The sequence below is a fragment of the Desulfobacterales bacterium genome (genome assembly GCA_034520365.1).
In the GTDB taxonomy this organism is placed as follows: domain Bacteria; phylum Desulfobacterota; class Desulfobacteria; order Desulfobacterales; family Desulfosalsimonadaceae; genus M55B175.
Genome location: JAXHNP010000002.1, coordinates 101,949 through 120,271 on the forward strand (window position 1 = coordinate 101,949; position 18,323 = coordinate 120,271).

Below are 18,323 nucleotides of genomic sequence, written 5' to 3' on the forward strand. Positions count from 1 at the left end.
CGGGTTTAACCGTCTTACTCTTAATCTTACTCTTACTTTAAAAAGGGAATAAACTTCGCAAATCCAATGAAGCAATTTGAATCATTATTTGAAGAGCTTTCAGAAAAAGTCCGCCGGAATGATCCGGCCTCCGGGACGGTCCGGCTGGTCCAGGAAGGAAAGCACGCCATCGGCAAAAAGCTTCTGGAAGAAGCCGGTGAATCCTGGATGGCGGCGGAATATGAATCCGCGGACAAAACCGCCGAGGAGCTTTCCCAGCTTCTATACCATGTCCAGGTCATGATGCTTGCCTGCGGACTGACGCTTGAAGATGTATACCGGTATTTATAGAATTGAATTTTGAGCCCCTTTTATTTTCCGCAAAAATACGGCCGCGGCGGCATAAATAGCTTTTTAGCAACTTTTCGCCTGGGTTTTGCTGTCCTGCTGATTTTTTTAAGTATTGTTGCCGGCTGTGAACAGGTGGTCTCTGAAGACGCCCGGGAGCGGTTTGAAAACCGGAACAATCCTTTTTCGGTCACGATTTTTCCTATTCATATCATTGCCGGCAGCGAACTTGAACACGATGCGGCGCTGGCCCGCCGGCTTTCTGAATTTTTGAAATCGAAACAATTGGCTGAGCCGAAAGTATCTGAGACGCGCATTGACAGGCCCGCCTATTACGGGGTCGCCGAAACCAAGCGGATTCGGCTCGCCGCCCGGCATTTCCAAAGAACCATCGATCAGGTCGATCTTACCACGGATTATGCATTAATGGCCGAAATTGTCAGCAATCCGCAGAAAACCCGGGTCTTGGGCGTGTATTTTTTTCTCGCCGACCGGTTCGGCCGCATTGCCAGCGCCCGCATGGCCAATTCCCACCACAGCGAGTTCCAAAAAATTCAACCCAAAAACCGAAGCGACGGCTTCCGCGTGCTCACCGAAATGATCCGCGAGGGGTGGCTTTCTCCCCCGTCTTAATTTTACTCTTGCGCTTAATCATATCCTGATGATTCAAACCGGCACTGCTCCTGTCGCCACGGTCATGAGGCGGTTGCTGACCGGTCACGCCCAGGCGTATAACCGGCGCCATCGCCGGCATGGCCACCTGTTTCAAAATCGGTATAAATCGATTCTTTGCCAAAAAGATCCCTATTTTCTTGAACTGGTGCGCTACATTCATCTGAATCCTTTGCGGGCGGGGCTGGTAAGGGATCTGGCGCATCTGGACAAATACCCGTTTTCGGGTCATGGCGTCATTATGGGCAGGCGGCGGCAAGACTGGCAGAACAGCGAAGCGGTGCTGGCCTATTTTGGCAGGCGAAAAAAACTGGCCCGTTCCGGCTACAGGGCTTTCGTGGCCAAGGCAATAGATCAGGGCAAGCGGTCGGATCTGACCGGTGGCGGATTCATCCGAAGCATTGGCGGATGGGATGCGGTAAAGGCGTTGCGCAAAACAGAGTCTCACCTGAAAAGTGATGAACGCATCCTGGGGGATAGCGATTTTGTCAGCCGGGTCCTGTCGGAAAGCAAAGAGGTTGTTGGGCGACGCTATACGCTAAGAGCCCAGGGAGTGGACGTAGACGCCATTGCCGAAAAGGTAGCCCGGCTTTTGGGTCTGCCTGTGGAGGCGGTTTGGGCTCCGGGCAGATACAAGGATATAGTGACTGCCCGAAGCCTGATCTGTTATTGGGCGGTCCGTGAACTGGGTGTCAACCAGGCTTGCCTGGCACGTCGGTTTAACATTTCAGAAGCAGCGATAAGCAAGTCGGTCCGACGAGGATGCGAGATTGCGAAGCGGGAAGGGTATAGGCTTGATTTAAGTTAAATAGTTAAGGGCGTCCCCAATTTCACTTGCTCCGTTCATTCACAGTCTGATTCCCTCCTGGCGGACTCGCTGATGAAATGGCATAGCCTGGTAAATACCACTATGCCATTCTTCCCGATTCCGTACAATCGAGGATATCACCTCTCCAGAATCCCATTCCACTTCATAGAGCCTGTGACGTATTCGATCTGTACGATCATCGCTCAGATGCCCATCAACCAGGACGAGGAAGTCCCAGTCTGATTCCGCGATTGCATCTCCACGAGAGCGTGATCCGTAAAGAATGATCTCAGCGCCGGGTTCCACCTCGCGGACGGCTCGCCTTATTTGCTCAAGTAATTTCTCTCGATTCATATAAACCCCTTTTACTTTTTGATCGCTAACGCTCCGCATAACCGGCCGGGGAACAGCTGCAAAGTGAAACGGAGCAGCTGTTCCCCGGTCCGGGTTCATGCTGTGGTTGGCGCTATTGGACTTTGTTGAGCAGATCGTGAAGTTTTACACGGAGGTCTGGCAGCTTATTTAAAGCAACATCCCAAACAATGGTGTAGTCAACACCAAAATAATCATGGATCAACCTGTCTCTCATTCCAGAAACCTTCCGCCATTCAATATCCGATTGCATCGCTTTGATATCGTCGGGCAGTTTTTTTGAAGCTTCTCCGATGACCTCGATACTTCGGACAAAGGCTCTCTTGATAGTTTCATCCCTGACAAAAGATTCGTAATCCATATCTGAAATCCGGCTCAGAATGTAATCAATTTCGTCAAGTATGTGACGGATGTATTCAGGCGGCGACAGGGACACGCTCTACCTCCTTTAAAATATGGGGTCCTATGTGCGGACTAAGGCTTTCCGGAGTAACGACTTCTACTTTTCGCCCCAAGGTCTCTTCAAGAAGGAAAGAAACCTCCATGAAATTATCAAAGGTATGTTTTTCAGGAGTAAATTCCACGAGGATATCGATGTCGCTCGAACCGGTCTGTTCCCCACGTACAAATGAACCAAACAGCCCGATACTTGTAACGCCAAAAGATAAAAGCCGCTCCCGTTGTTCCAGAATACGCTTAATCAGGTCTTCTTTGGTGGTCACCTTATTTTTCATTTTTCAACCCCTCCTGGCCAATTTTCACCACCAGGATACAATAAAGATAATTGAAAGCCAATGAAATCAATCGGCTAAATATGCGGGCGCCAACGGTGCCCCTAAGCCGCGCGAGGAACGAGCGTCGCCTGAAGCGGCTGGTTGGCCAATTCATAAATCAAGGGCAAATCTGATCGCCTTGCTTACATCAACAATCCTGGATGCCGGCAAGGTCGTAATTAAAGATCCAATTTTTTCCTTCGAAACAGTTTGTATATGATCACAGTTAATAGCGCAGTCGCGGGGCATACCGACAGCTTTTGACAGAAAGACCTCGGAGGGGATGTCGCGTACAGTCGTCGTAATAGGGGCGATGGTGACCTCCCCGAGATATTCTAAAATGGAATCTCTTGTTAGAATTAGAACCGGTCGTTTTTTGTCAGGATGGGCAAATTTGTACCAACGGATCTCACCCCGCTTCATTCATCCCCCCAGGACTGCTCAGATTCCCAGACTGAAAACTCATCCCGGGAAACAGGATTCTTTTCGTAACCTTGCCGATGCTTATTTTCTAACTGCCTGAGATTATGACGCTCCAGCGCTTCTCGAAGCGCCATTCTTGCAAAAGCAGAGCGACTTGTATGGAGTTGTTCGGAAACTTGATCAATTGCCCTCACAAGGTCTTCATCAAGGGTCATTTGTACGGTTTTCATTGGACACCTCCGCCATGTGGAATATAATAGCTATAATAATCCACATTCCAGATGATGTCAAAATTTATATTCAGTGGCCAACGCGAGCTAATCAACTGCGCGGCGGCAGAAGGCGGTTTTGCCGCAATTGAATGAAATTTGGCCAGCAGGAGGTATCTACATTTTATTCACCGCTTTCGATAAGTCCCTTTTCCTGGAGATACTGGACCACCCGAGTCGTTTCGCCTGCGGCCATCGTCCCGCCCAAGCTTATGGCCACTGAACACGCTTCGAGAACTTCTTCCACACTTGCTCCCAGATTCAACGCATGTTCCGTTTGGAAAACAATACAGGCCCTGCAGCCATGTACCAATGCACCAGACAAGGCCATTAAACGCTTAATCTTCCCACTTAATGCCCCGTCTTTGTAAACCTCGCCGGGCAGGGCATCATAAGTGTCTCCAACCTCGGGCATTAACCGACGATAAGTAGCGAAAAGATCCGTTACATCCTTGTGCAATTTGCTCTGGCTCTCGCTCATATTTTACTCCAGTAATATTTTTCTCTTAAATTCGATTTTTCTGATGTTTCCCATTTGACCGCCAACGATCTGCTCACCTGCCGGTGTGAGCGGCAGCGGAACACCGGTCAGAGTGCAGCAGAAAGGTTAGCGCCAGTCTTTTCTGAACCACAGAAAAAGAACTGGTGCTTCAACTGGTCTGCTCTTGTAATAAGTTGGAAATATATCTGATGAGTTCCTCTGCCTTTGAAATCCATGGTACGACCTGTGATTCTCCAAAGCTGACAAAGTCGAGGTAATCACCCTCCTGGCGTCGCTCAAAAAGGTCATTGTAGATTCTGGCCAGATGCTTCGGGATCTTGCCGGTTTTTACATAATTTCTATTGAAAAGGCCGCGTATACCGGCATGTTTGGAAGAGGAGAGACAGCATAAAAGCAGGTATAGTAGAGACGGTTAACACAGGCATTCCACCGCCCGGCCCTGGCAAGAATACGAGCGTCTTCCAGGGTCTTTTCAGCGCGGGCCATTCGGTATGAAACTAAATCCTTGCTCCGTTCATTCACAGTCTGATTCCCTCCTGCTGGACTCGCTGATGAAATGGCATAGCCTGGTAAATACCACTATGCCATTCTTCCCGATTCCGTACAATCGAGGATATCACCTCTCCAGATTCCCATTCCACTTCATAGAGCCTGTGACGTATTCGATCTGTACGATCATCGCTCAGAGGCCCATCAACCAGGACGAGGAAGTCCCAGTCTGATTCCGCGATTGCATCTCCACGAGAGCGTGAGCCGTAAAGAATGATCTCAGCGCCGGGTTCCACTTCGCGGACGGCTCGCCTTATTTGCTCAAGTAATTTCTCTCGATTCATATACGCACCTCGTACGTTTTAGATCGCTAATGCATTGCTCGCCGGGGAGGGCCGCTTTTTGGCCCGAATCCGGTGCAGCAAAATGTTCGCTTCTTCTTGATCTATCCTTCAGGAAAAGTTCCCTTTTTCATCATGTCGAGAATGAAATAAAAAACAGCACTGTTTAAAGCCATTTTTTCATGCTCATCCAAAGGTGCCCTCATTTCTTTAGCAATCACTGTCAGTTTTTCTATAGCGTTATCACGTTCATAACTTTCTTTTTGGCTTTTAACTACAGGCAAGACGACATTCAAAAGGTATTGAGAACAGTCTTTTCTCACTTCAATATCAGGATCTGACAATAGTTCAATAAAATCCCTTGCCATCTTATTCTTCATCTTTTTAAGCTTCTCATATTCCTCTTCTAAAACCTTGCTTTTTTCCCTAGTTCCCATAATCCTATTTAAAATCCCCATTACGAGCTCCTTTTCTCAAAAAAGCGAACGCTGCTTTTCAGCGGGCGCGGCTTTTTGCGCTCCGCTGTAAAAGTCTTGTTAGGCGCCAATGTGTTAAGTAGCTCAATAAAATAGATATTACTGCTCCCAACACACCATATAGCGCGTAAAATACCCAATACTTCTCTTTGTGATCTGATGGAAACACAGATTCTTTTAATATGGTATAACCAGAACCACGTAATTCAACACCAAAGCTACAAGGACCGCTTGCAAGCACAGTGATAACATCTTGCTCTCCAGGATTGAAGGTGGCGTACTTGAATTTTACGTGTTTCGAATCAGAAGAATTTAAGTGCTCTATATCCTCACTCATACTATTAGGCCGAGAAAAGTGAGAATAGGTTACCGCTGTAAAATTGTCATCATCTGCACTAAATTTGATATTAGCCAAAAGATCTTTGAAAGAAATGTCACCAGAATTCTCAATATGCACTTTATATGCATATAGCTCTTCAAGCTCCAACGTAACTTTTAAATTCGTCATAGTTGGTGGTGGTAGTGATGAAAGATGTGAGTCTTCAAAATCTTTATTAGGTAATTTTTGCGTTGCTTGAGATGCAGATTTTTGTTTTTTTTCAGAAACTACTTTAGGTTGGCCATCCCATTCAAATATATATTTTGCTTTTGTTTTAAAACCGGAATCTTCCAATAGCTCGTTTATTGTATTCAGTGATATTGGGCCTTCAAGTTGGATTTCAATATTCTTTTTTTCCTTTAAAGTATATTGAAAAACATTTTGAAATAACACTATAACAATCCCCACAATTATTGGGATTATAAGAAGATCCCTAAGCCAAGGAGTTAATTTCATAAGTTCCCTATAAGCCTAAAGCCGCATTTAGCGGCTTGTCCGCCGCAATGCTTTGTTAGAAGGACTCATCGCATCCAGTTCACTTGGATCACGTAAGTACATTTTCACTAACTGATGTTTATCAAGGCCTTTGTTGCTAAGACCGATATCTTCCCGAATAGCTTTATATAAATCGTCTGCCGCAAATAGGACATTTCCTCCAGCCTCAGAAACCCTTTGGAAATCTAGTTGAGCATTTATAACCTTAGCAGAACCCCATAAAATCACGTCGGTTTTAAACTCAATCATAAAATCAACAAGATCTTGTTGGAACGGGCCCTCAATCGAGACGTTCTCATTTTGCCCAGCCATAATTCGTGCGATCATGTCGAGAAAGCCCTTATAGATTTCAACTTTTCGCGATCTATGGGCTTCCTCGATTTCTCGCTTTTTTATTTGCGCCTGAGTGTAAAGTGAACCTCCTACGCCAGCTAAAACAGTAGCCATTGCGCCAACGACTGCTGCTGAAACTGAGGGGTTGGCATCTTCTAGAAATGATATAAACTTAAACAATATTACCCATGCGAAGTAACCAGCACCAATGATCAGACCGAGCCCTAACAAAAAACTAAATGCCTTCGATAATTTAGGTGATTTCATATTCGCCTTCTTCTAATGCGGCTCACAGGCCGCGAGGTTACGAGCGGCCCTTGTGCAGCCGCCATGTTAGAGAGCTGAGATTTGAAATATTTGCTTTGATGTCCTTGCTCATTTCTTCAACGGCCTTCTCGCTTCGTTTGATAAAATTGTTATGGGCTTCATCATTGGGAACTTTAACGTCAAGCTGGATGCGGAATGCTGCCAACAAACATTGGTATGTATTCTCGGTGTATAGCGCCTTCGTCTTAACCAATGCAGTTCTCATAAGGACATCTGTTTCGGCGGACAGTTTGATTGTTCTTGAGGTGGCACCAGTCTGTCCGAGGTCATTAACCCTCTTTTTGCCTTGTATTTCTGGATCTAATGCTTCTCTTTCAAATAGGGCAAGAGCTTTTGCAGCTTCATTAAGTGTTTTGAGTTTTTGCTCAACCAGTCTTTGGTCTACCCAGATATACTTAAATCGAAACCATGCCAGAATGGCCCCAGAAAATAATCCAAGGATTAATAATGCCATTTCTTTCATGATGATCCCTTTCTAACGTCGAATTCACCGGCTGGTGTGGAGCGGCAGCGAAACACCAGTCCGAGTGAAATGAAAGGTTGGGCACTGGCCCAGTCTTATCCTTCTAAAACACAAAGATCTACCGACACAGCTTCCCGGAGCAGATTATGAATATAGTGATTTGCTCCATCCTGTTGGAATAGAATATGGCATGCCTCCATTTGTTGCCTGTCAACACCCCAGAGCTGCTCCATTTCATGGCCCGGTGTGTTGGATATGACGAAACTGTTTAATGTCACGGATGGATCACCAAGACGATTTTCTATCTCCTTGATCGTTTTATAGAACTGAATTTTGGGGTCTTGAAAACCAAGGTTCCGGATACCCTTGGGGTCAACAAAGGAAATGTACTCACGGCCGTCGGCAATCAGCCAGAGAATAAAATCCGGGTGAAAATTGTCGGCTTCGAAAAAACCCACGCCTCTGCCTTTGCTCAGGTTGCGCAGCAGATAAAGTTCCTTGCCGTCCAATAAAAAGGGGGCTGAGTCGTGGTATGCTTTCAGGTCACCCACGAAACGATGCTCGCCCCGGTTCAGTGGAACCGGACTGATCTCCACTGCGGAACCGGCCAGGTGCAGCAGTGGTTCATATAAATGCCGGCTAAACGGGATGGCGTGCAGGCCGGCAAATTGCCAGGGCTTCAGATGGCCTTTGTCGATCTGCGCCTTGATTTCCTTGAGTTTTTCGACGATTTCGATTTGAGATTCTTCCACCAGAATGCGGTAGTAGCCCTCTGGAAATTCCTCGCTTACTTGCGGAAAATTGGGGTCGGTTGCATCCAGGAGGCGATATTCCAGGTGAGGCAACTCCCATTCTTTTTTGCGAAAGAAATAATATCGTTCACAATATTTTTTGAGTAATGCCTCAGCCAACTCTTGCCACAGATGGACCTTTTCGAATGAGTCGAACGTCAGTTCAGCCTCAGGGATCAGCAGCCGGTACCAGCTCTGATCCGCCAACAATTCCGCAAGTGCCTCACGCTGCAAGTTCAGGTTGTGCCAGGCGCGTTCAGCCTTGAAGCGTTGCAATTCAAAATAGAGGGCATCCAGATCCAGAAAAGCAATGTGTTCGCGGGTCAACTTTCCCTGGTTTGGCTGACTGTCCTCATCAACCCTGCCAGTCCCGGTGGAGCGAAGGGACTGAATCTTGGGGTACCAGTTCAATACCACCGGGTTGTTTTGCAGGTAGCGCGTCGCGGTCTCCTTACCAGGATTAGGCACCGCCAGTGCAGGTACTGGCCCCAGCTTTTTGAAGGCATCGCCGAACTCGGTGCTGACACCATTGATGGTCTTTTTTAACCGAATCGTCTTGAGCTTTTTGCTGCCCAGGTTGCGGATGACCGGCAGGAAAAATTCAATCCGTTCTTCATTGGCGGGCAGGCCTTCTTCCTCCAGAAACTCCCGGAACTGGGCCATGTAGTCGGCTTTGATGCCAAAAATATTCAACGTCTCCAATGTGTTCAAATGCGATGGGCGGACCACCTCATCCGGGAGATTTAGACAGGTGCTGCGTTTCAGACTTTGCCCATACCCCTTTAAACGAACCCCGCGGCCGAAAAGCTGGATGATTTGTGCGCCTTCGGTTTTTCCCACATTCATCAACCCCATGGTGCTGACCCGCCAGCTGTTCCATCCTTCGGTGAATTTTTTGGCGCCGATCAGTAAATTGATTGATGATTGTGGTTCGTTAATCTGTTTGAACAAAGAATTTTCGAAATCACGATCCCCCACTAATAGATGATTTTTACCCTCGCAAAGTTTACACAGCTTGCTGTCATCGCCAACGTTTATCACCCCAAAGGGATCATTATCCCCCACTCGCAGGGCAATCTCTCCGGGGACCCCCTTCAGGTTCTCCACGTGCAGGGCACCGCCCCCTGGCGCATTGAACAGGATTGTCTGAATTTCTTCAAACAGTTGGCCGGCGGAAAGCCCCAATCCATTCAGGTAGGCAAAACGCCCGGCAAACAGGTTGCGGCCATCAACGGTGATCAGTCCTTCCGTCAGAACGCGACGAATATGGGCGACGCTGGTTGCCCGCTCGCCCAGAAAACGACCGATAAAACGCAGAATTTCGACAATGTCGGAGGCTTCCTTTTGAGACAGCGAAGCGGTCACCCGGCTCCCGACAAAAACCCACAGCGGTTTTTCAATATGAAACGGCCGGCATGCAGTCGCCTGCTCCCGGTACAGACGCAGTTGCTGGAAAAACGACAACATACATGCGATAAGGTAGACTTCCAGAGCGTTTTCCTGGGTCTGGGCGTCCAGGTTCAGAATCTGGTATTCCTTGCCGTAACCGTCGCCGTGGAAATATTTATACGAATAATCAAACAGCACGCAGCGGGCGTACAAATCGGTCAGTTGTCGGCTACCTTTGACGGCCTGGCCAAAAGTGGCCGAGTACTCAAAGGAAAACCCCTGCTCGCACAATGAATTGCGAAAGCGCATCCAGGTGCCTTTGTCACCGGAACTGGCCCCCCGGTGGCCTTCGTCGATCAATACCAGATTGTTGTTTTCAAAGGCATCCACTGCAACGGTCTTATCCCCCATTTCATCACGCAGTTTATTGATATCAATGATTTCCACTGCCTGGCCGGTAAACAGGCCACGACCGTTTTTGTCAAACAATTCCGCATGAAGCCCTGCCGCCTGCAATTCTTTCAGGTGCTGATAACTCAACCCTTCGTTCGGGGTGAGCAGGATGATCCGGTTGAGCTCCCGACGTCGGCGGTGTTTGGTCAGATAATGCTGGTATTGCAGAATATTGGCGTGCATGATCAACGTTTTGCCCGATCCTGTGGCGCTCCAGAAGGCGAGCTTGTTCAACTGCCCATTGACATCACCTTCCGGGTCCAGCAGCGCCACCTGATCCGCCTCGGGTTTGTCCTGATTGTAATACCGGATCTGCTCGTTGAAAGCGGCCAACAGGGCATTCGGGTCGGCAAAGTAGCGGTCCAGATAGATTTCGGTAAAAAGCAGCGACAGGTACTGAAAATATTTCCAGGCAATCGCATCCTCACCCCGGGCCAGACGCCGCTCGTTTAAGCGCCGGGTGTGGCGCACGATGTTCTGGTCATATTCCAGCAGCAGATCATCCGGCAAAGCCGGCCGGGGTTCAGCCTGGTTGGTCAGGGCTTTATAGAAACGGTGGATGTTATTTTCATCCAGCCCGGCTGGACTGTTTTCGCCGATTTGAAATTTTTCTTTAAAAGCTTCCAGCAGCGGCAGCTTCTTGCCGTTCCAGGTGTAAAATCCGTCACTGGAAGGCATTCCGAAAAGACTGAACAGCCACTGGTTGAGCACCAGCTTATATGTAAACGGCACCTGGGGCTTTTTGTTTTTTTTCTTGGCCGCCATGGTTACGCCTCTGATTCTTTGCCGGCTGAAACCGCCGCCGCATAAATAATCAGCAACAGCTCGCTGTCATCGACCAGGCGATACTCCGGGACACGACCGGAAAGGGACTCGCTGTTTTCAAGGATAATCGAAACACCCTCCCCGCGTTTATCCATCATGGCCGACCGTCCGGTCTGCAGGCCTTCTTCATCCGGGACACCGCACTTTGCCAGCAGACTTGTAATCGTCTCGTTGCGGGCAGCCTGCCGGTAGGGCAAGCTGTCCACGGTCATGGTGTTGGGAATAGTCCCCGGCGAATAAATCTCCAGCCGATCCGCAAACAATCGAAGCCGTATCTTTGCATCCTGCATGGAATAGTCCCTGTGGGCGACCGCATTGACCATTGCTTCGAATACCGCCGTCAAATCAAACTGGGGAACATCCTCCCTCCCGGCTTGTTTGCGTGCGGCAGTTCTCATGTTCCTTTTGACAAAACTGCAAGCGGCCATTACCTGCTGATCCAGCGAGCCGGTAATATCCGCGGCATCGAGTTGATAGGGCTGGTCTCCGGCAGGCCGAATCCCGGTGCCGCGATACGCAACCGCCTGGATATAGGCGTTTGGCAGCCATCGGCGAGGGTCTTTGCCGGCCATAAGCACACCCGCCAATGACGGGCGCAGGTTATCGCCATCCAGGGCTGCTATCCCCAGTTTTCGCAGCAGACCGTCCCGGTCATCACGGGTGCGCGGTGTTGCAAACCGTTGCCAAAGGGAAGGCTCTAAATCATCGAGTGCAGCATCGGGCACAGGCTGCTCGTCAAAACGGATGATTCGTGCCTGGCTGCGTTGCTGAAACAGTCGTGCGAGAAAATCCGGCGTCATTTCCCGTTTCTCATCCCCCACCCGATGCATATAGCCCCCGGGGCTGCGATGCACCCAGAGGCTGCGGCCGACCTCCACCTTCAGCACAGCCAGCTCATCGCCGGTTACCGCGGGCAGTGACAGCCTTTCAATAACGGGATTCAAAGGCGGCGTTACCGAGTCCAGGCAGGTCTGCCGTACAAAATCCGTCACCAGATCCAGCTTATCCAGGGGAATACCCAGGATCTCGCGGCTGGTATCGTCTACCCCCAGCACACAGACCCCGCCTTTGGCGTTGGCAAACGCCGCCAGCTCGTCAGCCAGCGAATCGCGGTGCGGAGCGGCAACCCGTTTTCCTGAAATACGGACTTCTTTCAGTTCGAGAAAGGAATCTTCGCCCAGGTGAATTTTTTCCATGAGTTTGGCTATGCTGTCGAACATCTGTTATCCCTCCTGTCCCAGCCGACGATAGCGTCGGTCAAATGCATCCCGACCGCCTTCCATTACATGGCAGACTTCATCACGCATGGCTTTGTCCTGCAGCGAACCTTTTACGGTCACACGGCATTGCCCCCCGCTGAAATCCAGGGCGTGAAGCATTTCAGCGTCTCCATTGACCACAATGTTGGGGTTATGGGTCACGGTGATAATCTGACGGCGCAATTTGTTTTCGCGCAGCTGGCGAACCACAAGATTGTAGATCAGATGGTTGTCCAGGTCATCCTCAGGCTGATCAAACACAATCGGTTCGGAACCGTGGGCCAGGAGGAAGGCCAGCATGGCAGCCGCTCGCTGGCCTGCCGACGCTTGCTCAATGGCTTTGAAGTCTCGCCCGTCCCCCTTCTGGCTGTATTTCACTTCCAGGCCATCGTCCGGAAACCATATCATCAAATGGTCCATAAACTCCGGATGATTCCCCGTTTGCCGCTCAAGAAAATTGTTAAAGTGCCCGCCGAAATCACCCTTGCCCTGACAGCCCGCTGCCAGGCGCTGTTTGATGTCTGCCACTCTTTGTTCCATTTGCCGGCTGGCCTGCACGCTATCGGCAGGCAACGGTTTGAGCAATTCAGCGACAACGCCTCTGGTCGGCCGCCCGTCTTTTTCAACCAGGATATCGTTCTCGAATTTGGGGTGCTCCGCGCCCAGCAATTCCCGAATATCCCGTTCCAAAGCATAGCCATCCTGGCGATAGGGGTTCAGGCGGATCTGAACGTATGTATTCCCGGCCAGCGTTTCCTCAAGGAAAGCTTTCCGTCTTTGGCTTATCACACGTCGGGCCTCCAGCACGGTTTGGTGCTGTTTTTGCGCCTGCTCCAGGACCTGGCGGCGCTGCGCCTCCAGTGACTCCAGTTCCTTCCACTGTTTTTCCAGCTGTTGCCGCTCCTGCACCAGTTGGCCATATTCACTGGGATCCCCGACACCCTGGTCTTTCAGCTCCTGGACCAGTTTTTCGTAATCGGTGCGTGCCTTGCTCACAGCCTGTTGCCAGCCGGTATTCGGCAGATCCCGGTGTTCCCGGTTGGCGGAATTTGCCAGGTCTCCCGCAGCACCCTTCAATGCCTGCGCGGCCGATTCAATCGCCTGGTGCAGGCGGGACAGGACGGCCAGGGCCTCTGCATCGGTTTCGGTTTTCACATCAAAAAGCTGATCAGGGACATCCTCCGGTGTCAGGTCCTCTGACAGTTCCCGAATCCGACTCACCATCGTGTCAACCGAATCAAACTGACGGGCGATTTCCCGTTCCTGCCGGGAACAGTGCTGATATGCCTTGAGCACATCAGCGTGATGCGCTTCTTCAAATTTCTTCAGCTTGCGTTGCACATCTTCCAGGCGGACCTTCAATGCATCGCGTCCTTGCAGCCGGCCTTCGAGCTCACGGGCCCGGGCGCAAAGCGACAAATACGTCTGCCGGGCCTCTTGAAAGGCTTTTTTTTCGTCGTCGATCCCGGCTTCCTCGTCAATCAAATCGAGTAAAGCCTGCTGGCTGCCGCCGGCCAGCGCCGCAATCTGGCCCTGGCTAAACAGCCGCACGGCAAAGCGCTCCGGAATCACCGCCTGATTATCCGACTCGCGCCAGTCATCATTTTCCGCCTCCTCTAAAACGGCGCCGGAACCGTCCTGTCGCCAGTGTATCCGATAGCGTGCACCGTCACGAACAAAAGTCAGCGCGATATGGGTACGCTGTGTGAGCGCGCCGTCGTCATCACGGAAACGCGGCACACGGGTAAACCTTTCAAAAGTGCGGCGCGGCTCGCTGCCTTCTTCCAGGGCATTGAGCTTTTTTTCGCGCCTCAGCGCCAGTCGCAGGGCATGCACGACCGTTGACTTGCCTGTCCCCCGGCCGCCGACTAGAGCGTTAAACCAGGGGCTGAAGTAAAGAGCTTCCGGATGACCTTGCCCCATGTAGCGGGCTTCATGGATTTCAACGGATTCGAGATAGTTTTCCGGCAGCGCATTCGGATCGAAAGGCTCGGAATCATCACTGCGCCGGACGGAAAATCCTTCTCCATCCATGAGCGCAAGTCTTAGCCCTTCCAGCGACGGTTCCGCCATTTTAATCCAGGTGTAACGCGATCCTGGTACTGCCTGCCCTTGGAAACTGTGGCAATCCGATCCGACCACTTCTGTCCAGGACAGGCGGTGCTCGTTATAAATCCCCGGCCTGGGTATTGAACGATCAACCACCTCCATGGCAAACACATGTTCACAATTAAAAACCTGCCCCAGGGTATTGGCGTCAAGCCCGGCTCGTGGTGCCCCGCCGTCCGTACTATTGTCAAGACGGAGCAGCCCTTTTTGTTGATGATCCACATGGGCGGGAATCATCAGACCGCCCGCTGCCTTAATGGCTTCAATCACTTCAACAGGAGACTTCCGGGTGACACCATCGCTATCGCCTTTTGTTCCCTGGTAATCGACTTGCCCCAATAAAGTGTCGATGTCGCCGGTTGTTGCGCTTGGAGCGAAGATGGCCAGCAGGTGAAAACCGCCGTTCACAGACAGCTCAACCCCGGGAAACAGGTAAAGCTCCCGAAATCCTTCCGGTTGATCGGCCTGCATCCGGGCGTAAGCCTCTTTTAATCGATCAATCCAGGCGCCACTATTGTGGTCCGTGACTGCGACACAGTCGATCCCGGCGGCCATGAACTTTTGCAGCCACTGCTCGGGCGTCAGGTCAAGCCCTTGTTTCGCCCACGGCGTGTCCGAGGAAACCGGCGTATGGGTATGGAAGTCAAATCGCCACCAACGGGCGCCGGGATAACGGTGATTCTGGTTCACGGGTGTGATGTTCCGGTTCATGATGCGGCCTCCTCAAACATCAGCCGGTGAAAGTCTTGCTCGATGAGGCGGACTTTCCAGGTCACTTCCGGCTGGCGCAGGTTTTCCAGGTTGTTGTCGCCGTTGACGTAGATCAGATCGAATTCGCTGTCCTTGCTGGAATAACCCTGCTTCTGGAACCATTCATCCAGCACCAGGTTATCCTGTTCCGGATCGCCGGTAAGCTTGCGCCAGATCACCAGGGTCTTGCGGCCATCCGGGGTGGTGCCGGTGACGGTGCGAAACCACCAGGGGCCGTCAGCGGCTTCACGCACACGTCCGTCAATCAACAGGCGGCGGGGGACGTCTTTCGGCAGGTCCGGGTCGCTGTCGCTCTTGAAGGCGGCAGTGACGGTTTGCGGCGCGGCCATGGATTCCACCGTCAGCCCGATCAGCCAGTTAAAGGTTTCTATCAGGTCCACGTTGATCTCGCGGGTCTCCTCGCTGCCGGGCCGCTTGATTTTAAGCCGGTAGGCGGTGGGGTCGGTAAAGGCGGCGATGTTTAGCAGCGACTGGCTTTCCCGGGTTTCAACATCCAGCATATAGCGCAGCAGGTACTGCTCGCGCAGGCGGTCAGGCCCTTGCGCCCCGGCAAATTTGAGCAACGAGCCCTGGTCTTCGCTGCGGTGGATTTCCAAGTTGTTCAAGGCATCTTCATAGGATTCAAGACGGATCACCTTCATCATGCGCGGAGAGCGTTCGGCTTCCTCGTCGGTTGCCAGGCGTTTGGGCTTGCCGTTTTTCCATTCCGGCGAGAAGGTGACTTTTTTCAGGCGAGGGAGCAGGACAGTGTCGAAGTAGTCGCCCATTTCGACCAAAATGAATTTGCGCTGACCTCCGTCTTCGCGGTTAAGGTTTATGACTGCGTGGCCGGTGGTGCCGGAGCCAGTGAAGTAATCCAATATCGTTGAATCAATGTAGCTTGTTGAAGCACGGATGCAGTCCGAAACCAATGCGAGCGCCTTAGGGAAATCGAAGGGTTTTTCACCGAACAAAGCCTTTAACTCTGCTGCTCCATAGTTGGAAGATGCGTACTCTTTCCTATCCCACCAAGTTATTGGCGTGGACTCCTCATCAATCCTTGTCTTAAAGTCGATGCTAATCTTTCCAGCGTTATCTCTTCGCGCTCGATATTCATTGAAGTCAGATTGAACCCGTATATGACCACGATGCCAATTTTTCTCTATGGTATTTCCATTCTGTACCGCCACAGGGTATACGATTGTCTCATTGCTCGCTGGGTCCTCTTTTAGGACATAGGCACCATAAGGCTCAATATCTCCGGACCATTCCATGTCAGGAATGCGGATATCATTGTTATCCGAGACAAAAATTGGATAAAAAAGCTTTGGTCGATCAGATCTTTTGTCATTTGTCCCGGTTCGTATGAAGTTCATCCATGCGTAATTACCTTTCTCGTCTTTTTTGGGATACCGCGCCAAGCGTTTGTCTGTCATTGCTAAAGCGCCTGGAGCTCCTTCGTGTGAATCAGCATAGAAAATCGCATATTCATGCGACGGAGAGAAGGTGCCACGCGACTTTCGACTTTGTGGATTTGATCTTACAGCGGCCACTCCAACCTCTTTTGAAAAGGCTACCGACAGCAGTTGCTTCAGCTCAGTAAACTGTTCATCATCAATAGCTGAGCAAAATATTCCTGCTGCCCGAAGTAAAGGCCTGGATAGACATATTCGGTCGTTCATCAGTGATAGCCATGAGGAGTTCTTGTAGTTGTTTTTGTAGAGAATTGCCGAGGCGTCAGTATTATAAGGCGGATCAACGTATATAGCATCAATCTTACGTTCGTATTTTTGTTGAGTCACCGATAGCGCAGAAAAATTTTCAGCGTTAATTAACACCCCATCCGTCTGCCCATCAATATCCCCCATCGCCTCCAATAGCCGCTGGGTAAAGCCTTCGTCAAAATGCCGTGTATCCACCATCAGCGTAGGATGCGCTTTGAGAAACTCTGACGTGATCGGTTCACTGTAGCCATCGGTAAGCAGATCACCCTCAATCTCATCAATGGCATGCAGGCTGACCCATTCTTCTCGTTGTTTATCATTGGCCGCAATTTCGGGGTAGAACCCTTCGGGAATGCAGCCCGCCCGAATGCACCAGGAGGTTTCCGTGACAAACTTTTTTTTCAGCCAGAGTTTTTTCTGGAAGTTTTCCAGTTGTGCCAGAAAGTCGATAATCTTGCCGGCGATCTGCCGGATGACCTTGATTTTGGACAGGTACTGCTCCACGCGCGGGACTGTCTCGGATTCGATGTCGTCCAGGAACATGACTTCGTTTTTGATATAAAAATCCAGCTCCCGGCGCAGAAAACCGCCCAGGTCCTTGTGGATGAAGTAGTCGAAGGTGTTGCGGGCGGTATAGCGGTTTAAATGCCCGGCCAGGCGGCTGTAGTCGGCTTGCTCATCGTTTGCCTTGATGTGGGGTTTGACCAGTTCCGCCAGCCAGGGCGTCAGTGTTTCATCTTCAATGGCCAGGATGCGGCGCACAGCATCGTCGCGCAGGACCTTCTGAATTGGCGGCTTTTTCCTGGCCGCTTCAGTGGCCTGCTGTTTTGCCTCATCGGACCAGTCCGCCAGGGTGGCGGGGCGGTATTCAAAGCGAATCACCAGCTCACTGCCGGCTTCCCCGTCTTCCTCGGCGATAAAGTCTTCCCGGGCCAGAATAAAAACCCGGTTTTGGTCCTCGCCGGCTTTGATATTGCCGTGTTCGCCTTCGGCCACGTCAACCAGGCGAAAATGCACGCGCATGGGGTTGTCTTTGGCTTCGGGCTTCAAGACAAAGGCGTAATCGCGAAGGTATTCGCTGGTTTTGATGTAGTATTGGTCCTTGTTGGCCCAGTGCAGTTTGACCTCTTCGCCTTCGTAAGGGATGGCGTAAACGCCTGGCTTATAGACGCGCTTGGCCAGAAAATCGCCTTCATGGTAGTAGCGGCGAAAAAATTTGTACAGATGGTCGTAAACTTCATGCTCCAGCCCGCTGACATCCACGCCCTGCTCGGCGATCTTCCGGCGCAGCTCTTTCACCTTTGGGGAAGCCTCCGGGTCCATGCCGGCTTTCTCAATGCCGGCAATCATATCTGTTAGTTCTTTTTCCAGCTCGGCCTTGTCGGAGGACTGGTACTGGCTGAAGGCGGCCTGCACCTGGGGCAGCAGGTCCCGGTCCAGAAACTGGCTGATTTCCCGTGCCCGGGCATGCATGATGCGGTAAAGGCTAAAGTCCAGGTCTGGTTGATCAAGCTGAAACAGCTCTTTTAACAGGCGGATGAGTTTATCAAAGGCTGGATTTTGGCTCATGTGCT

General features: G+C 50.8%; 16 protein-coding genes. 3 read left to right on the forward strand and 13 right to left on the reverse strand.

All coding sequences use genetic code 11. From position 1 onward, the window contains the following. Positions 1-66 precede the first annotated feature (66 nt). The 3 genes from U5L07_00730 (at position 67) to U5L07_00740 (ending at position 1,807) form a co-directional block, all read left to right on the forward strand. The gene (locus U5L07_00730) at positions 67-330 is read left to right on the forward strand and encodes a phosphoribosyl-ATP diphosphatase (protein ID MDZ7830255.1); all 264 of its coding nucleotides are present in this window, start codon (positions 67-69) and stop codon (positions 328-330) included. Positions 331-462: 132 nt separating this feature from the next. Next, positions 463-960, forward strand: coding sequence for a hypothetical protein (locus U5L07_00735; GenBank protein MDZ7830256.1), 498 nt, complete (start codon positions 463-465; stop codon positions 958-960). Between the two features lie 28 nt (positions 961-988). Continuing rightward, complete coding sequence (locus U5L07_00740; GenBank protein ID MDZ7830257.1) at positions 989-1,807, forward strand: transposase; 819 nt, start codon at positions 989-991, stop codon at positions 1,805-1,807. A 466-nt stretch (positions 1,808-2,273) separates the two neighbouring features. Here U5L07_00740 and U5L07_00745 read toward each other — a convergent pair whose 3' ends face one another. The 13 genes from U5L07_00745 to U5L07_00805 all read right to left on the reverse strand — a co-directional run bounded on the left by U5L07_00745 (position 2,274) and on the right by U5L07_00805 (position 18,318). Beyond that, positions 2,274-2,615: a DUF86 domain-containing protein gene (locus U5L07_00745; protein ID MDZ7830258.1), complete on the reverse strand. Its 342-nt coding sequence runs from the start codon at positions 2,613-2,615 to the stop codon at positions 2,274-2,276. Beyond that, on the reverse strand, positions 2,596-2,913 hold the full coding sequence (locus U5L07_00750) for a nucleotidyltransferase family protein (protein ID MDZ7830259.1): 318 nt from the start codon (positions 2,911-2,913) through the stop codon (positions 2,596-2,598). The genes U5L07_00745 and U5L07_00750 overlap by 20 nt, the downstream gene beginning before the upstream one ends. 150 nt (positions 2,914-3,063) lie before the next feature. Beyond that, positions 3,064-3,375, reverse strand: a complete 312-nt coding sequence (locus U5L07_00755; protein MDZ7830260.1) for a type II toxin-antitoxin system PemK/MazF family toxin — start codon at positions 3,373-3,375, stop codon at positions 3,064-3,066. Next, on the reverse strand, positions 3,372-3,605 hold the full coding sequence (locus U5L07_00760) for a ribbon-helix-helix domain-containing protein (protein MDZ7830261.1): 234 nt from the start codon (positions 3,603-3,605) through the stop codon (positions 3,372-3,374). Before U5L07_00760 ends, U5L07_00755 begins: the two co-directional genes overlap by 4 nt. Positions 3,606-3,768: 163 nt before the next feature. Beyond that, positions 3,769-4,125, reverse strand: coding sequence for a carboxymuconolactone decarboxylase family protein (locus tag U5L07_00765; protein ID MDZ7830262.1), 357 nt, complete (start codon positions 4,123-4,125; stop codon positions 3,769-3,771). Positions 4,126-5,080: 955 nt separating this feature from the next. Continuing rightward, positions 5,081-5,434, reverse strand: coding sequence for a hypothetical protein (locus tag U5L07_00770; GenBank protein MDZ7830263.1), 354 nt, complete (start codon positions 5,432-5,434; stop codon positions 5,081-5,083). Between the two features lie 37 nt (positions 5,435-5,471). Continuing rightward, a complete protein-coding gene (locus U5L07_00775; protein MDZ7830264.1) occupies positions 5,472-6,287 on the reverse strand; it encodes a hypothetical protein in 816 nt (271 codons plus the stop codon). A gap of 27 nt (positions 6,288-6,314) precedes the next feature. Further along, positions 6,315-6,926 carry a hypothetical protein gene (locus U5L07_00780; protein ID MDZ7830265.1) on the reverse strand — a complete coding sequence of 204 codons (612 nt, stop codon included), beginning with the start codon at positions 6,924-6,926 and terminating at the stop codon, positions 6,315-6,317. Positions 6,927-6,963: 37 nt separating this feature from the next. Then, complete coding sequence (locus U5L07_00785; protein MDZ7830266.1) at positions 6,964-7,449, reverse strand: hypothetical protein; 486 nt, start codon at positions 7,447-7,449, stop codon at positions 6,964-6,966. A 95-nt stretch (positions 7,450-7,544) separates the two neighbouring features. Continuing rightward, the gene (locus U5L07_00790) at positions 7,545-10,847 is read right to left on the reverse strand and encodes a DEAD/DEAH box helicase family protein (protein ID MDZ7830267.1); all 3,303 of its coding nucleotides are present in this window, start codon (positions 10,845-10,847) and stop codon (positions 7,545-7,547) included. A 2-nt stretch (positions 10,848-10,849) separates the two neighbouring features. Beyond that, complete coding sequence (locus tag U5L07_00795; protein ID MDZ7830268.1) at positions 10,850-12,127, reverse strand: ATP-binding protein; 1,278 nt, start codon at positions 12,125-12,127, stop codon at positions 10,850-10,852. A gap of 3 nt (positions 12,128-12,130) precedes the next feature. Further along, positions 12,131-14,986 carry a hypothetical protein gene (locus U5L07_00800; GenBank protein MDZ7830269.1) on the reverse strand — a complete coding sequence of 952 codons (2,856 nt, stop codon included), beginning with the start codon at positions 14,984-14,986 and terminating at the stop codon, positions 12,131-12,133. Further along, on the reverse strand, positions 14,983-18,318 hold the full coding sequence (locus U5L07_00805) for a DNA methyltransferase (GenBank protein ID MDZ7830270.1): 3,336 nt from the start codon (positions 18,316-18,318) through the stop codon (positions 14,983-14,985). Before U5L07_00805 ends, U5L07_00800 begins: the two co-directional genes overlap by 4 nt. Positions 18,319-18,323 lie beyond the last annotated feature (5 nt).

What these genes read in the sequence shown, in the direction of transcription:
- U5L07_00730 (MDZ7830255.1), top strand. Translation starts at nt 67, where the DNA reads ATGAAGCAATTTGAATCATTATTTGAAGAGCTTTCAGAAAAAGTCCGC.
- U5L07_00740 (MDZ7830257.1), top strand. Translation starts at nt 989, where the DNA reads ATGATTCAAACCGGCACTGCTCCTGTCGCCACGGTCATGAGGCGGTTG.
- U5L07_00750 (MDZ7830259.1), bottom strand. Translation starts at nt 2,913, where the DNA reads ATGAAAAATAAGGTGACCACCAAAGAAGACCTGATTAAGCGTATTCTG.
- U5L07_00755 (MDZ7830260.1), bottom strand. Translation starts at nt 3,375, where the DNA reads ATGAAGCGGGGTGAGATCCGTTGGTACAAATTTGCCCATCCTGACAAA.
- U5L07_00760 (MDZ7830261.1), bottom strand. Translation starts at nt 3,605, where the DNA reads ATGAAAACCGTACAAATGACCCTTGATGAAGACCTTGTGAGGGCAATT.
- U5L07_00765 (MDZ7830262.1), bottom strand. Translation starts at nt 4,125, where the DNA reads ATGAGCGAGAGCCAGAGCAAATTGCACAAGGATGTAACGGATCTTTTC.
- U5L07_00770 (MDZ7830263.1), bottom strand. Translation starts at nt 5,434, where the DNA reads ATGGGGATTTTAAATAGGATTATGGGAACTAGGGAAAAAAGCAAGGTT.
- U5L07_00775 (MDZ7830264.1), bottom strand. Translation starts at nt 6,287, where the DNA reads ATGAAATTAACTCCTTGGCTTAGGGATCTTCTTATAATCCCAATAATT.
- U5L07_00780 (MDZ7830265.1), bottom strand. Translation starts at nt 6,926, where the DNA reads ATGAAATCACCTAAATTATCGAAGGCATTTAGTTTTTTGTTAGGGCTC.
- U5L07_00785 (MDZ7830266.1), bottom strand. Translation starts at nt 7,449, where the DNA reads ATGAAAGAAATGGCATTATTAATCCTTGGATTATTTTCTGGGGCCATT.
- U5L07_00790 (MDZ7830267.1), bottom strand. Translation starts at nt 10,847, where the DNA reads ATGGCGGCCAAGAAAAAAAACAAAAAGCCCCAGGTGCCGTTTACATAT.
- U5L07_00795 (MDZ7830268.1), bottom strand. Translation starts at nt 12,127, where the DNA reads ATGTTCGACAGCATAGCCAAACTCATGGAAAAAATTCACCTGGGCGAA.
- U5L07_00800 (MDZ7830269.1), bottom strand. Translation starts at nt 14,986, where the DNA reads ATGAACCGGAACATCACACCCGTGAACCAGAATCACCGTTATCCCGGC.
- U5L07_00805 (MDZ7830270.1), bottom strand. Translation starts at nt 18,318, where the DNA reads ATGAGCCAAAATCCAGCCTTTGATAAACTCATCCGCCTGTTAAAAGAG.